The organism is Polaribacter sp. Hel1_85 (genome assembly GCF_000766795.1).
Taxonomy (GTDB): Bacteria; Bacteroidota; Bacteroidia; order Flavobacteriales; family Flavobacteriaceae; genus Polaribacter.
This window is the reverse complement of the sequence record NZ_JPDS01000004.1, coordinates 11394-26543: the sequence shown is the minus strand read 5'-3', so window position 1 is coordinate 26543 and position 15150 is coordinate 11394. Positions and strand designations below refer to the sequence as shown.

General features: G+C 27.7%; 16 protein-coding genes. All 16 read right to left on the bottom strand.

The window, feature by feature from the left end:
• Nucleotides 1-121: 121 nt before the first annotated feature.
• A complete protein-coding gene (locus tag PHEL85_RS17040) occupies nt 122-1195 on the bottom strand; it encodes a hypothetical protein (RefSeq protein WP_036828126.1) in 1074 nt (357 codons plus the stop codon).
• Nucleotides 1196-1343: 148 nt separating this feature from the next.
• Nucleotides 1344-2465 (bottom strand): DUF4268 domain-containing protein, encoded by a 1122-nt coding sequence (locus PHEL85_RS17035; RefSeq protein ID WP_036828123.1) that lies wholly within the window; start codon nt 2463-2465, stop codon nt 1344-1346.
• A 157-nt stretch (nt 2466-2622) separates the two neighbouring features.
• Nucleotides 2623-3525: a hypothetical protein gene (locus tag PHEL85_RS17030; protein WP_036828118.1), complete on the bottom strand. Its 903-nt coding sequence runs from the start codon at nt 3523-3525 to the stop codon at nt 2623-2625.
• 212 nt (nt 3526-3737) lie between these two features.
• Nucleotides 3738-4163 carry a hypothetical protein gene (locus PHEL85_RS17025; protein ID WP_036828116.1) on the bottom strand — a complete coding sequence of 142 codons (426 nt, stop codon included), beginning with the start codon at nt 4161-4163 and terminating at the stop codon, nt 3738-3740.
• Nucleotides 4150-4542, bottom strand: coding sequence for a hypothetical protein (locus PHEL85_RS17020; protein ID WP_036828113.1), 393 nt, complete (start codon nt 4540-4542; stop codon nt 4150-4152). Before PHEL85_RS17020 ends, PHEL85_RS17025 begins: the two co-directional genes overlap by 14 nt.
• A gap of 160 nt (nt 4543-4702) precedes the next feature.
• Nucleotides 4703-5716, bottom strand: a complete 1014-nt coding sequence (locus PHEL85_RS17015; RefSeq protein WP_036828110.1) for a hypothetical protein — start codon at nt 5714-5716, stop codon at nt 4703-4705.
• A gap of 133 nt (nt 5717-5849) precedes the next feature.
• The gene (locus PHEL85_RS17010; protein ID WP_036828107.1) at nt 5850-6962 is read right to left on the bottom strand and encodes a hypothetical protein; all 1113 of its coding nucleotides are present in this window, start codon (nt 6960-6962) and stop codon (nt 5850-5852) included.
• 153 nt (nt 6963-7115) lie between these two features.
• The gene (locus PHEL85_RS17005) at nt 7116-7997 is read right to left on the bottom strand and encodes a hypothetical protein (protein WP_156109298.1); all 882 of its coding nucleotides are present in this window, start codon (nt 7995-7997) and stop codon (nt 7116-7118) included.
• A gap of 111 nt (nt 7998-8108) precedes the next feature.
• Complete coding sequence (locus PHEL85_RS17710; protein ID WP_162179449.1) at nt 8109-8525, bottom strand: integrase core domain-containing protein; 417 nt, start codon at nt 8523-8525, stop codon at nt 8109-8111.
• 4 nt (nt 8526-8529) lie between these two features.
• Nucleotides 8530-8694, bottom strand: coding sequence for a hypothetical protein (locus tag PHEL85_RS17850; protein WP_156109296.1), 165 nt, complete (start codon nt 8692-8694; stop codon nt 8530-8532).
• 209 nt (nt 8695-8903) lie between these two features.
• Entirely contained in the window at nt 8904-9362 is a 459-nt protein-coding gene (locus tag PHEL85_RS16995; protein WP_036825498.1) for a helix-turn-helix domain-containing protein, read from the bottom strand.
• 195 nt (nt 9363-9557) lie between these two features.
• Nucleotides 9558-10703 (bottom strand): hypothetical protein, encoded by a 1146-nt coding sequence (locus PHEL85_RS16990; protein WP_036828102.1) that lies wholly within the window; start codon nt 10701-10703, stop codon nt 9558-9560.
• A gap of 618 nt (nt 10704-11321) precedes the next feature.
• Complete coding sequence (locus PHEL85_RS16985) at nt 11322-11870, bottom strand: hypothetical protein (RefSeq protein ID WP_036828100.1); 549 nt, start codon at nt 11868-11870, stop codon at nt 11322-11324.
• Nucleotides 11871-12088: 218 nt separating this feature from the next.
• A complete protein-coding gene (locus PHEL85_RS16980; RefSeq protein WP_036828099.1) occupies nt 12089-12598 on the bottom strand; it encodes a hypothetical protein in 510 nt (169 codons plus the stop codon).
• A 178-nt stretch (nt 12599-12776) separates the two neighbouring features.
• Nucleotides 12777-13637 (bottom strand): hypothetical protein, encoded by an 861-nt coding sequence (locus PHEL85_RS16975; RefSeq protein WP_036828097.1) that lies wholly within the window; start codon nt 13635-13637, stop codon nt 12777-12779.
• Nucleotides 13638-13817: 180 nt separating this feature from the next.
• Entirely contained in the window at nt 13818-15146 is a 1329-nt protein-coding gene (locus PHEL85_RS16970; RefSeq protein WP_036828094.1) for a hypothetical protein, read from the bottom strand.
• Nucleotides 15147-15150 lie beyond the last annotated feature (4 nt).

The following is a 15150-nucleotide window of genomic DNA, read 5'->3' as shown; positions in this document are numbered from 1 at the left end:
GGTTTGTTGCGGTTTTAAGGAATAAAGTTAATAAATAAAACACTAACCAAGAAAATCCGAGAGGATTTTCGCAAGTAAGCTATTTGCCAGCAATAAATTATACAAGGTGTTGGCAAAAGTTTTATTCAATAATTTTACAATTTTCCATAAATAATTTCTCTCCTTTTTTTTGTCCTAATTCTTTCAAAATATTCCAATCTAAACAAGCTTTATCATATTCTTTTAGTTTATAATAACAATATGCTCTATTATATAAAGATTCGACCAAAGTATGATTAGACTTAAAAGATTTAGTGAAAAAATCAATTGCCTTTTTAAATTCGTTTTTTTCGATACTTTTAATTCCTAAACTCAAAAATTTATTTCCATCTGTAATTTGATTATAAGAAAGTCCATACAAACCAAGTAATTGTTCAAATGAATTAGTTAAAAGACCAACTTTAATACCATAAGATTTCTCTCCTTTTCTATTCATAATTATTACAAAATTAATTATGATATTTTCATAATTCTCAAAACCTTTAATGTCCCAAAGCGTGTAAGAATTATTTAAAGCATTAACTAAAATGTTTTCTTGCATTAGTATGTTTTCACTATCTCTATATGTTATTTGGGTTTCAGCTTTTTTATTTTTTGTATTTAATATTATTTTTCCTTTCAGTTTTAGATTTAGATGTCTTTTCATCAATCTATTATTTAAATATAACTTAATATTATCTTTAAACTTTGGAGTGAAAAAAACGTTTGCAATTAAATCTTTAGAACCTTTATTTAATTTTTGATGTTTATTTATAATAATCTCCTTTTTTATTAAATAATGTCTTTTCAGTTTATCATTTTCTAACCCTTTCATTTCCTCACTAATAACCAAACTGTCTTTTGTTATTTTTTCAATTTGATAAGCAAAATGTTTTGAAGTTATTAACTTATTGTTTTTTAATTTGTAATCAAAAGTTGCATTTTTATAATATTGTGCTGGATAATAATCAGTGTAGAATTTCTTTTTTTGAAAGATCATTTCAAAGTGTTTTGTATAATCTTTATAGACAGGAATTAATTTACTCCCATCTTTCATTTCAGATTTAATTTTCACCCAATTCCCTAAAAATTCCTCCTTTTTAATTTTTTTTTGAGAAAATAGATTAGCTGAAATAAGTAAAAAAAATATTAATAAATAAACAAAAGGTGATTTCATTTCTTAATTTTTGCCAACGTGTTTGTATATGGTTTGTTGCGTGGTTTAAGCAACTAATTTAGTAAATAAATACAGACCAAGAAAGTCCGCGAGGACTTTCGTAAACTGGCAAGAACTAGCAATAAATTATATACGGTGTTACCACACGTTATTTTTCGCTTTTCGCATATTTATTCAGTTTCTTTATTGGTTCTCTAAATGCTTTTTCCATTCTTACAGAACTGTCAATCATAAACTTATACATTTTATTCCAATCTTCTTTCTCAAAATAACTAACTCCTGTTAATTCAGATTTTATTCGGCAAGTTATTTTGTCATCCATTCTTTCCCATTCTAATTCTCCGCCAAATTGATTTTCAATCGTTTCTTTCATTCGATAAATGAAATCGAATAAATCTTTGTTTATTTCTTGAACTCCACGATTTATATAAATTTCACTTCGACAATAGTTTTTACTTGCAACTAAATTTAAGTTTACACCACTCATTCCGATTCCAATTCCAATCCAATTGTCCTTTGAAGGTGATATGTTAGAAAATAGATTGTTTGCTTTGTTACTTTCTTTTATAAAACCTTCCCAAAATTCAAGTCGAATGTGATGTCTGTTTTTAAGAGTTTCTTGAACTTCTACTTCTTGTTGTGCTTTTGTTGCAATTCCAATAGCGAAATCTTCAGTACTCTTAGTTGGAAGTATTTGCTCAACGTTTAGAAATAATTGCTCATTTAAAGCAAAAGGTGTTACCTGAAAGCATTGAATTCTCATTTTAAAATTCATTAACCATAAAACAGATGATGTAACTTCTTTTCTGAAATTTGAAGCAATCATTATTAGTCTTTGAGAATTTAGACCTTGATTTAAAAATATTTCGTCAATTTCTTTTCCATCGAAAAATTCAGATATTCTTTCTTCTGCATTATCTTTTGAACCTAAATATTCTTGATAAATCTTAATAATTTCTAATTTCGTTAAACTCGAACAATACGAAGCATATTTTATAGTTTGCCAAGTAACATCTTTTCCAGAATCATCCAATTTATTTTCTATAATTACAAGATTTCCATATTTGTCTAAAGCCAATAAATCGAGCCTTTCATTGGTGTCGTTAAATCCGCTAAACTCTTTTTGGATAATCAATAATTCTTCTCCAAGTGAATTTGGATTATTCGCAATCCATTCCTGCAAATGTTCACGTTCTCTAAATTTCAATTCAGAGAATGTTTTTTGCGTTAATTTGGTAATTCGATTTTCTAATTTATTGATTAAGTACATTGGTTTGTCTTATGTGTGGTAACGTTGTTGTATAAGCTTTGTTGCGTGGTTTAAGCAGTGAATTTAGTAAATAAAACACGAACGGCGAAATTCCGAAGGAATTTCCCAAGTGAGCAATAACTAGCAATAAAGTTTATACGGTGTTAGCATACGTTATTTACAGTTTTTTTATCAGAACATAGACATTATCAAAATCCTCGACTTTTAAAATCCTCTTTGGGTTACAAGAACTTTCTCGATAAGCAATTTCTGGATTTCCATAATCAACTTTAGTTCGGTTAAAGCAACCTTGTTTTTTAAGAACGACATAAATTGTTCCGCTTTTCAAATCATCATTTGATAGTTCAACACCACAATTGAATGGAATTGTTTTTGAATGGGAAAAGTCATTTCCATAATCAGCATAATTGCCAAGATATGAACCATAATCTTTCCATCTTCTAAATTTATATCCTTGTGTGCCCAAATACTTTAATTCTCCGTTGTTCATTTGATAAACTAAAATTGGTGGTAATGAAGGATTATTGTTTTCTGAAGTCACAGAAATTCTCGCCATAATATGGCTATTTCCTCTTTCTGCATCTCTTAAAAAATATTGATTACCATAATCATCAAAAGACCAACGTTTTCCTTTCCATACTTTGTCAAAGCGTAATGATAAATCTCCGTACTTTACTCTTGTTGTTGGTTTCAAGACCTTATAACCAAGAGCTTTTTTTCTTTCTGCGTCAACTCTCTTTTTCTCAATTGTTTTCTCAATTTTATCTATTTCTTTTGAAGCTGTCGTTGCATCATTAGTTCCTTTAAAATTATCTACGATTCCTTGAAATTCTATTTTCGCTCCATTCAGGTTGTTATCGGTAAGTAGTTTTTTTGCTTTAATAAATCTGTTTTCGGCAGTATTTTTTATTTCGGTCAATTCAGCCGAACAGTTACTCAATTCAGTTTTTGTTTGTTCAAGTTCAGTTTTTAATTCAGACAACTGTTTTTTTGTTTCTCCGTCCGAGCAACTGATTAATGTTATGATTCCAATAGTAAGTGCGAGTAATATTCTTTTCATTCGTTGAATTTTTTTAATAATGGTAAATCTAATACGAATATTTCAATGATGATTATGGGTTTCCGTAATGTATGCTAACGTTGTTGTATAAGCTTTGTTGCGTTGTTTAAGCAGTGAATTTAATAAATAAAACACGAACGGCGAAATTCCGGAGGAATTTCCCAAGTGAGCCAAAACCAGCAATAAAGTTTATACGGTGTTACCTGTAGGCTTTATTTCAACTTTCTACTTGTTATTTTTTCAATTAGATATTTCGTTATTTTTACCAAAATTAAAACGAATGCTGAAAATCCTAAAAACCAAGCAGTATTATAAATTCCGTATTTAAAATCTTTGATAGGAATAAGTCCAGAAAAATGATAACCAAAAACAATAAAGACTAAAATTAATCGAATCAATTTTTTATTTAAACTCGGTTTTGTCAGCATTTCATAAATTCCGATTAGTAAGACAAATATAAAAAGCGTGTCATAATGAATAACTAAATTTATTAGTGAATCAAGTTCAGGATTTGCTTTTCTCCATTCTTGAAGTTCATAATAATCTTTCAGAGAAAAAATCAGTTGAATTATTATTATGACAATTGAAAAAAGTGGTTTATATAATTTCAAATTATATTGATTTTTATAATTTTTCAACTCTTTTGAATTTTGCTCCTTTTTTAAAGTTATTTTTTTTCCAAGGATAATAATAAGTAATACATTTTTCAGTTATCTTATATTTTCCAACTTCAAAAGTTTGATTGAAAGGTCTAAATAAATAATAATCTCCTATTTTTCGGAATTTTCCTTTTGTTTCTTCTGGTTTATAAGTTCTATATTTCTTTCTTTGAGATTTCTCATCTAATCTATAATTCAGGTGAATATATGTCGAATCAGAGCTAATTATTATTTCCTGAATTGCATATTTTTTCTCTATTTCAAAAGTTTTACTTTCAATTTTGTATGTACGAATTGAATCTTGTCCATTTATACCAAAATTAATTAGAATTAATAATATAAGAAGATTGAATTTCATTCAGTTCGAGATTTTTTTTAGCTTACAGGTAACGTGTTTATATATGGTTTGTTGCGTGTTTGAAGGACTTAGTTTAATAAATAATTACTAACCAAGAAAGTCCGAGAGGACTTTCGTAAGTAGGCAAGAAGCCAGCAATAAATTATATATGGTGTTGGCATTAGTTATTACAGTTACCGTTTGAAAAATCATTCAAATTGGGATTATAGCCATTATTATATATTTCAAAATTATTCAGCTTAAATAGGTCTGTTAAACCGCAGAAATTTTTTAAATCTAAATTATTATAAAAGCCAATCTTACCCTCAACTTTTACTAAACTTTTAAAGTCATTTAGATTTTTTATAGAAGTTCCCGCTACTAATAAATCTCCATTAATATTCACTAAATCTTCTAAACCTTCTAAGTCATTAAAGCTAAAATTATTTCCAAGTCTATGACAGTTGTATCTTTCAGCTAACTCTTGATTTATTGTATTGCCATAACCTCTTTCTAGTCCAATAATTAGATTACCATTTATAGTTTTTAATCCTTTTAGATTTTTTAAATTATTAATCTTATATGGATGAAATGATTCAGTTGTACAGTAAGAATTTAAAATCAAATCTCCATTCAGTGTATGTATTTCACTATCTTTTAACCATTCTAAATGAATATGGTCTGTTATTATTAAATTGCCCTTGTGAACACCTTTACTTAATGGAATAAAAGTTAAATAATTATTTAAAAAATAATTTTCACTAAAGTTACCAAGTTCTGAATAAAGCAAACTGTAGTCAGTAAAATCATCTTCGACTGCAAATACAAATATTGTATATTTTTGTAAACTGTTATTTAAAACTCCAATTTCATTAAGTTCAATAGTTAATGAATTAACATTAGTTTCATAGGTCGGATCTTTAGGGTAAACTTCTAAAATATAGTCATTCATATTACCCGCATCAGTCCAATTCACTATTGATACCAAATATTTTACATTATCTCCATCTGGATCTATTGATTTATCCCAATTAAATGTAATGTTTGGGTAATCAATATTATAAGTAATGTTTTTTATTATACTTGGCTGACTATTAATTTGTTCCTCTGTACTGCAATTAATCATTACTATTAAAGTAATCATTAAAAAAAGATAATTCCTTTTTTTCATTTCTTTATTTTTAATTAATGCCAACGTGTTTGTATAAGCTTTGTTGCGTTGAATTTAGTGTAAAGTTAGTAAATATTTTCTACATTTATGGTGTGCGAAATCTTTCCCAAATAAGCTATAAACAGCAATAAAGTTTATACGGTGTTGGCAGTAGTTTTTATAAATCGGGATTATATATCATTGAAATTATTGATTTATTTAGAGTTTTCATTTCAAATCCAACATTTAAATTATAATAATCATATATAGTATAGTAACCTAACAAGTTATTTTCTTCATCTAAATCTAAGGTTACATTATCTATACTCAACCCATTAAACCAATTTATATCTGCTTTTTTACAAGGTAAATCGCCAAATCGCCCTTCTATTTTAGCAAAATTATCGTTATAGTGATTTATAAATTCAGAAGAACAAGAATTTGTCCAAATAAAATAATCATCCAAAATTTGAAGAAATTGATTTAAAGAAATAGATTTATGAAAACTAAAATCAAGTTCCTCTAACAATTCTTTTTGAATTATTGTTTTATTAAGTATAATTATTTGTTGATTTTCTTTAAATTTTATGCTATTGCCTTCTTCACTTAGAGTTAAATTATCTAAATTTAATTTATTTGATGTTTTTTTAATTTCTGAATCTCTTAAATCTTTATATTCTAAACTATTATTCTCAAATAAGTAATTAACAAATTTAAGTAAGCTTTCAAACTTAAATTTATCATCATTATTGTGTATCTTTATTTTTGATTCAATAAATTTAAGTGCTTTCCATCTATGACCTAAATCTATATATGTTTGAGCGAGTAGGTAATCTTCTTCCTCTGTTCTCTTTTTCTTTTCAAGTTTATACTTAATATCGAATATACTTTCTAAATTCTTTGTAACTAATTTTAAATTATTCGTATAATCTCTTAAATCTTTGTAATTAGTATTATTAAACTGGAATAAGTCATTGATTCTGTTAAGGAGTTTTTCATACATTAATTTATTATCATCATTACTAATTCTTATTTTAGATTTTATAAATTTATATGCTTTCCATCTATGTCCTAATTCTATATAGATTTTAGCAAGTAGGTAATCTTCTTTTTCAGTTCTATTTTGTTTTTCAAGTTTATACTTAATATCGAAAATAGATTCAGAAAACTTATTAACTAATTTAGAATTGTTTTTTGAATTTATAAATTTGTTTAATATGTCATTATATTTATTTAAAACATTCGCTTTATTTAATTCCTTCTTCTTTCTATTGAATAATTTTTCGAACATTTTTTTCAAATTACTGCCAACGGTTACGTATAAGAATAGTGCGTAGTTTGAGTGCGAGGATTTTCCGAAGGAAAATCAGATGCAAGCAAACAAGCACTAACTTTTGGTTTAGGAATAAACTTACGCATTATTTTTATACAATGTTAGCAATAGTTATTTTTTGTTTTTTATATAACGTTTACTTGGTCCAAAAATTCCCATTCCACCAATTCCACCAAAAGGTGATGTATTTGTATATTCATAAACTGGTTTATCTTTATAGAGAGAAATCATTTTTTCAGTTTTTTCTTTGTTTGATTCTATAGTTTTTTTTGATAGTTCGTTTAGCTTATTGTAACTATGTGAATCGATTTCTTCTAAATTCTCTAAAACTTCAATTATATCGTTCATTATGTATTGAACATCTCTATTTAATTCAAGTTGTAAAAAAGTTGACCTTATAAAACTTGATAAAGCATTAGTTTCTACTCCTTTCAACTTCCACAAGTCTCCCTTGTTTTGTTCAACTTCTTTTTCCAGAGCTTTAATTTCCTGTTTTATGGAACTTTTTTGAACCTCTAACTTTAAATTTGAATATTCTTTGTGATTTTTAAAATTGTCTGCGTTTGATTTCTTTAAATCAATCGAAAGTCTCGTGAAATCAGTTTTCAAATCTTTGTTTAGTTTCTCTAATTTTGTATCAATGCTTTCAGTCAAATTATTCTTCAACTCGGCAATTTTTTCATCAATGTCTTTTTTTATAAAATCAATCTCTTTTTTATTAATTCGATAATTGAAAAATACTTGACTTCCAATAATAGCTAATAGGAAAGCAAAACTTATACCCAAAGTCCATTGAGTTAGAGAAATATAAGTTTCGTTGTCTTTTTGGGCTTGTTCCGCTAATAACTTATAGTAATCCAGTTCAGAAAGGTTAGATTTTGTCTTTGTGTTTGAAACAGTATCAAGCGTTTTTAATTGAACTTGAGTAGAATCTATTTGTCCAACACTCAATAATGAGAAACTTATCAAAAATATAAATAGTGTTTTCTTCATTCTGTGTATTATACTGATATAGGTTGACCTTTTTTTAGTTTAATTTATACCGTTCAAACAATTTTTTTTAGCCGTTTAGAAGGCAAAAAATAGTTTGAACTAGTTCTGTTGTTAAATCTTAAGTTCAGGTAAATTTACATTATTTTTTCGATAGGATTTGTATTTGATGTTAGGATTTAGATGGACTTCAGCAGGTTTTCTGAGATCTATGCTAAAATGAGTTCTCAAATTGTTATAAATATAGACGGCTTGATCTGTCATTTTTTGTGCTAATTCAGTGTTTTTAATGTTTTGTTTTAAACCATATTCATATTTCAAAGTTCTATTAATTCGTTCAGCTACAGCGTTTTCATAGGGATCGTATTGTTCAGTCATACTTATTATAATTCCATTTTCTTCAGCAAATGCTGTGTATTTAGGGTTACAGTATTGAAAACCTCTATCCGAATGATGAATAATTTTTTGATTGTGATACTTTCTGTTTTTAATAGCCATAGCAAGCGCATCACTGCAAAGCGATGTTCTCATATGGTTATCTATTTTTATACCCCATAATTTGCTTAGAATAGGCATCTGTTACTAAGGCGAGGTAATTATGTCCATTCTCGGTTTTAATGTATGTAATATCGCTTACCCAAAGTTGTTCAGGTCGAGTAGGCACGTGGTCTTTAACCAGGTTTTTATATTTTTTGTACATGTGGTTTGAGTTTGTCGTTGTGATGTAATTTTTAGTTTTAGGAATCAAAAGATTATTAAGTCTGAGGAATCGATAGAATTTGTCTCTACCTATCTTAATATCAGCGTTTATAAAGTCTTTTTTAAGCTCAGCATAAAGTTTTATTCCACCAGTTTTAGAACCTACTTTTTTGCGGTATTGCTTAACTAATTTGATTAGTTTTTGATGGTCTACTTCTTGTTTTCGTTGTACTTTGAGTCTTTTGTAGAAGGCTTGTTTGCTAACCCCAAAACATCCATAAAGCCACTTTCTTTTATACGTGCCTTTTTCTTTAGCTCTATCTCTTTTGCTAATGTTTTGGGTAATGACTTTTTTGACATATCAACGCCTGTAATAAGTTCCATATCAGCGATAATGTCCTGTTGGAAGTCTTTTTGAAACTCAAGTTCTTCAATCTTTTCCTTTAGCTTTTTAATTTCATCGTTTTTACTCATACCTGTATTTTGTTGTACTAAGGTACTGTATTTTCTTAACCAATAGGTAATGGTTGTTCTAGGAACATCATATTTTTTTGAAGCTTGGTTATTGGATAGTTGTCCGTTAAGAATTTGGTCAACGACTAAAAGTTTGGTTTCTAAAGTTACTTTTTGATAGCTTTTTTTTCGCCAGTGTTCATTTTTTGTTTTCATAAGTGACTGTAATTAATTGCTTAATTTTTAGTCAACCTATTTCAGGAAAGTTCACTGTCTTAATTATTGCTAACGTTGTTGTATATGGTTTGTTGCGTGTTTCAAGCAACTAATTTAGTAAATAATTACCGACCAAGAAAGTCCGAGAGGACTTTCGTAAGTAGGCGAGAAGCCAGCAATAAATTATATACGGTGTTACCTGTAGTTATTTTTTTCCATTCTGATATCTTCGATAAACATAGATGGGTTTTTTCCTTTTAATATGTTATCGAGTACATAAGTATCTAGAAGTCCTAGAGTATAACTTGCTATTCCACCAGCAATAGGTTCTGATATAGCATTTCCTAATGCTGCTCCAATTCCAAACATTGTTAAATTTTTTAAAAATTTTCCTTCACTAGAATCGAAGAATTTATTATTCCCTTTTAATTGATTTAGATATTCTTTAGTTACTTCTTGAGAATTTGAATTTTCTCCTACATTGTTTATCCATTTTCGATAATATTTTGCATTTGATAAATGACGTAGTTTAAAAATGCTATTGAAATCTAAGTTTTCTTCTAGATATAAACCTTTTAAATTTGGTAAATTTTCTAGTCTTAAGATTTCAGATGTATTATTTGCTACATTATATGCTTTCCCTATATTTTTAAGATTCTGTTCACATATTTTTATATGTTCATAGTTTTCATAACTTTTATAATTATATTGAGAAAGTACAGCTGTTTCTAATACTTTATGACTTAAATGAAGCATTAATTTTCTTTCTTCGATGTTAAGTTGTTCAGGTTCTTTTTCAAATGGTAAGCCTAATTCTGAAAGATTATTTGCTTTGTAAGCATCAATAACAATTTTTGCTGAATCAGTCGAAAAATCCATACCATTAGGTATTAAATAATTTTTTAATGCTTTTTTTTTGAAGATTCTTTTTCTGTCTTTATGGAAATTAAAATGAGATAACCCTATATCAATATTTTTTTCGGGATCTAAATCATTTTTAGTTAAAGATCCAGCTGCTATTGGTGGTTGTCCATAAATAGATGACTCATCTATAGTTCCATTATCAAGTTGTGTCCCAGTTCCGTGCATTAAAACTGGTGACCAAATCATAAATTTTATATACCCGCTTTCAATAAGTCTTTCTACACTATTTATTCCAATTTGATTTATTAAAAAAGCTAATGGAAAATTTATTCTGCTGGTTGTAATTGTTATTGAGTCAAAAATTAATAATTGTTCAAATAGACTAGCTAAAATTTGTTTATTTTCAGATTCTGTTAATTTAGGATAACTAAAGTCATTAGGTGAACCTATTTTATTATTAAAAACTCTACTTTTCATTTTTTTTTTTTAAATTACAGGTAACGGTTTTGTGTATTGAAAGTTGCGATTTTTAAGAACGGCTATTTTCCGCAGGAAAATAGAAAGTGATTAAAAAAGCAACAACTTTTGATTAAGCGAAAATTAAGCAATTTTTATTACACGGTGTTGCAAGTAGTAGTTTTTTTTCAGTTTATATTTTTTTTTTGATTTTCTCACTTTTCATAATTCAGGGTTTAAGTAAGAAATTCCACAAAGAAATTCAATTCCGAAAGTTGCTAAATTCCGCAAACTTTATAAATTCAGATTTTGAGTGAAAATTCCGCAATTTTGATTTTCAGAGTTTAAATTGATTCCTTTTTATAAAATTATCAAACTTTCAGATTTCGACAAAATTTCACGAGCGAGAGAGTGTTCCACTTTTTAAAATTTCATTTTTTCCGCTTTAAAATTTAGAGTTTTTAATCGCAAATTTTTCAGCTTGAGTGATTTCCGCTATTACTTGCAACGGATTGCGGTATGGCCAGTAAGGGATTGCGGGTGATTTTCTGTCAAGTTACACGAAAAGTTGAAGCGGGCTACAATCCCTCGTATAACACTAAAACCCTTATTGGCTATACCGCGTGTTGTGTGCTGGCTTTATTCAAATTTTATACTTGTTTGATTTTCAGTCTTTGTTACATATATAAAATCAGGATTTAGGTTTTCATCTGAATAGATAAGATTTCCATTATAATAGGCTTCATTTATACTCGCACAATAGTCTCTCCCAAAACAATCTGTCGAAAAAGAATATTTAACTAAAATTGTATCTATATCATTGTTTTCAAAATGCACAAAAGTTTTGTATTCTCTAATGTTGTCAAATCCATACACGATTGTTTCCCATATGTTTCTGCCTATTTCAGAATCGTAAAACAAGGTATTTGCGTTTCCATTAAAGTATATTTCATTATTGTAATTGGTAATATCATCATTTGATATTTCTGAATATTTGTCTTGGAAACTAATAGGATAAGTTTGAATATTACTATTAGCTATCAAATCCTCATTGTCATTATTTAAGAAAACGAATTTCACTCCTAAATTGGTGACAAATTCAGATTCTGTCCTTTCGATATTTGTACTTTCTTTTTCACAACTTGCGAATGAAACGATTGCAATTAATAAGGTAATAATTTTTCTCATAATTTCTGATATTTAAATTAATGTCTAATGTTTGATGCTTTTTACAGCATTATGGTTGCGTGAGCTTGCACACAACGTTGTTGTATAAGCTTTGTTGCGTTGTTTAAGCAGTGAATTTACTAATTAAAACACGAACGGCGAAATTCCGGAGGAATTTCCTAAGTGAGCTATAAACAGCAATAAAGTTTATACGGTGTTGTGTGTAGGCTTTTGTTCGTTTAATAGAATAATCCATATTGTCTTTTTGAACTAAATTTTATTATTCTTCTCGTTATCCAAAGTGTGAAAAATAATATCGAGAATAAAGGGTAATTAACCCAATTAAATAAAAATAAAACTGTGTCTATAATGATTCCAATTGTCAATACTATCAAAATAGGAATTAGGAAATTTTTCCCTCCATTTCCAGAAAAATCATAATATTCGCTCATAAATGAACCGATTTTATCAAAGTAACGAAAATATAAATCCGCTCCACTTTTCATATCTAATTCAGTATTGCGAATTGCTTTAAAATATTCAAGTAATTTTTTTTTCATTCGAATTTCACCTAATTCTTGTAGTTTTAAATTCCGTTTTGGGTTTGGTGTTGGATTTTCTATTAAATGAAATATTATATTATTTATGGATTTCGGATTAATATACTTTCTTTTTTCGTTATCAAATTCAGAGTACAATTCATCAAATTCTTTTTTGATTAAAGTATCTAATTCATTTCTTTTGTCCATTAAAATTTTATTAATTACTCTGTTTTTCAGCTTACACACAACGTTGTTGTGTAGGAAAAGTTGCGGGTTTAAGCACTAAAGTTAGTAAATAAAACACAAACCAAGAAAATCCGAGAGGATTTTCGCAAGTAAGCTAAAACAAGCAATTTTTTTTACACGGTGTTAGGTGCAGTTTTTATTATACGTAAATAGTTCCGTTTTCATTCGGCTGGTTTTTATTCATTAATTCGGTTAGAGCTTTATCTTGCTTTTTTGTCGTTTTTATTGGTGCTAAACTAAATTCAGCATTGTTTCCGTCATTATCACTACAATAACCTGTATATAACCAAATTTCTCTAAAACTACTTTCATTCACAAGGTCACTAATTTTGTCAAAAGCTTTGTTGAAATCAGATATTTCATAAGATAATGTTCTATTGTCAATTAAAATTACAGTTGATTTTTTTTCTTTATGTTTTTTTGATTCTTTTTTAGAAATGGAATCTCGTAAAATTTTTTCAAGATTTTTTTCGGTATAATTCGAGTTACTAAAGAAGATATTTGGATGATTTCCTTTAAATGGATTATCAACAAAATCTTTTTTGGAAGAACCATTTTCTAAATGATTTTCAATAATTTTCGTTATTCTTTCAGTTGGGAAGAATGTGTTAAGTTTTATCAGTTCGTGAATAGGTAATTCGTTTTCATTACTTTTTAAAATCAATCTTTCCTCACGTTTCATTTTCTCAAAAGAAAAACTATTATCAGCAATCGATGTGATTTCTACGTTAAATTGCTCCTTGTTACTTGTCTCAATTTTAAAATCCCAAGGATTATCTCTGGAAATAATATTAAAGGCTAATGGCTCTTTCGTAAATATTTTTACAAGTTGTTTTAAGTAATGCAAGCATATTAAATGTTCTCGAAAACTTGGGTCAGGAACATCAAGAAAAATTCGCTCAAATATAGTTCCATCTCTTTCAATTAAATTGTAAGGCTTAAAATTATGCTTATCATTTAATTCACATTTTGGATGAAAACTACTTTTTCTTATTTTCATTAAATTTCAATGTTTTCGGGATGCTCGTCAAATTGCACCTAACGTTGTTGTATAAGATTAGTTGCGTGTTTTAAGCACTAAAGTTAGTAAATAAAAACCGAATAGAAAGTCTGCGAGGACTTTCGTAAACTGGCTTTTACCAGCAATTAATTTTATACGGTGTTAGCCAAAGTTTTGCTATTATCTAAATCTTTCTAAATGTGGAAATTCAAAAATCGGTAAAATTAAATTCGAAATATATGATTTACATATTCTTTCTCTTTTGGGAGATTTAATATAAAACGGAGAAGAAATTTTCAATACATTCTCAATATAATCATCGTAATCATTAAAATTCTCATAATTCTCTGCAATAACTTGTACTAGCCTTAATTGACCGCTATTAATAGCATTTTTCACATTATCTTCCAATAAATTATCGGGAATCTCGGGAATAATAACGTCTGTTGTTTCACCATCAAATATGAATTCTATATTTAAATTTAATGCGGAATTATCTAACCTGACTCTCCCTACTTCAAAACCCTCTGTACCAGAAAAGGTAAGTTTATCATTTTCTGAAAATGTAGATGATATTGTTTTATCTGGCACCTCTATATTAGTTGGAGGGATTCCTATTCCAAATAAGGAGTAATTAGAAAAACATAAAGAATATGAGGTTTTTGGAAAGATGTTAGCATAAGAATAATAATGGTTACTTCCAAAACCAAAAGCAGGGACATTAGCACTATAAATTTTATGCCCAGCTATTTGATTAAAAAGTATATCATTTTCATAACCATATAATTCTAAAAGAGGTAACTCTGAAGGAACATTAGTTTCAAGGTGTCTAATTTCTACTTCATCAGTTCTAAAATCATTTTCATCTAATAAGTTAACCTCAGAAATATTATTTATAAAATTCCATTTATAACGATTATTATTTATATCACTAGGGTCATAATATTTTATAAAAATATTATTGAAATCTAAATTGTTATTGAAATTAGATGTATAATGTCCTGACAACTTATCACTTATTTTAACCATAGAATATCCATAACCACTAGCGTTTAAGATATGATAATCTAGACCTTCCGTTTCAAGATTAACAAACCCGGCTTCCAAAGAGAAGGGTTTTGGTTGAAAAAATATTCCTCCTTCTAACATTGATTTAGTTAAGTTTGAATAAACATAAATATTATAAAGTGAACTATTATATTTACTAACCTCAATAAAAGTTAGTGTAAATTGAATACTCTCTTCAAAATTTTCTTTCATAAATAACTTTAAATTTTCTTTATTTTTTGAATGTGTTTTTACATCTATAAGCTTACCTTTATTATCAGATAATATCACATGGAATTTTTGGTTATTAGGAATAAATTTATCAGGAAATTCTATAGAGACTATTTCTTCTCCAGGGTTTACAGGGGTTTCTTCTATTATTTGTTCTTCTACTACTAGATTGTCACTTGAACATGAGTATAACACTAGCGAAAGAAGGAGTAATAATTTTAAGTTTTTCATTGTT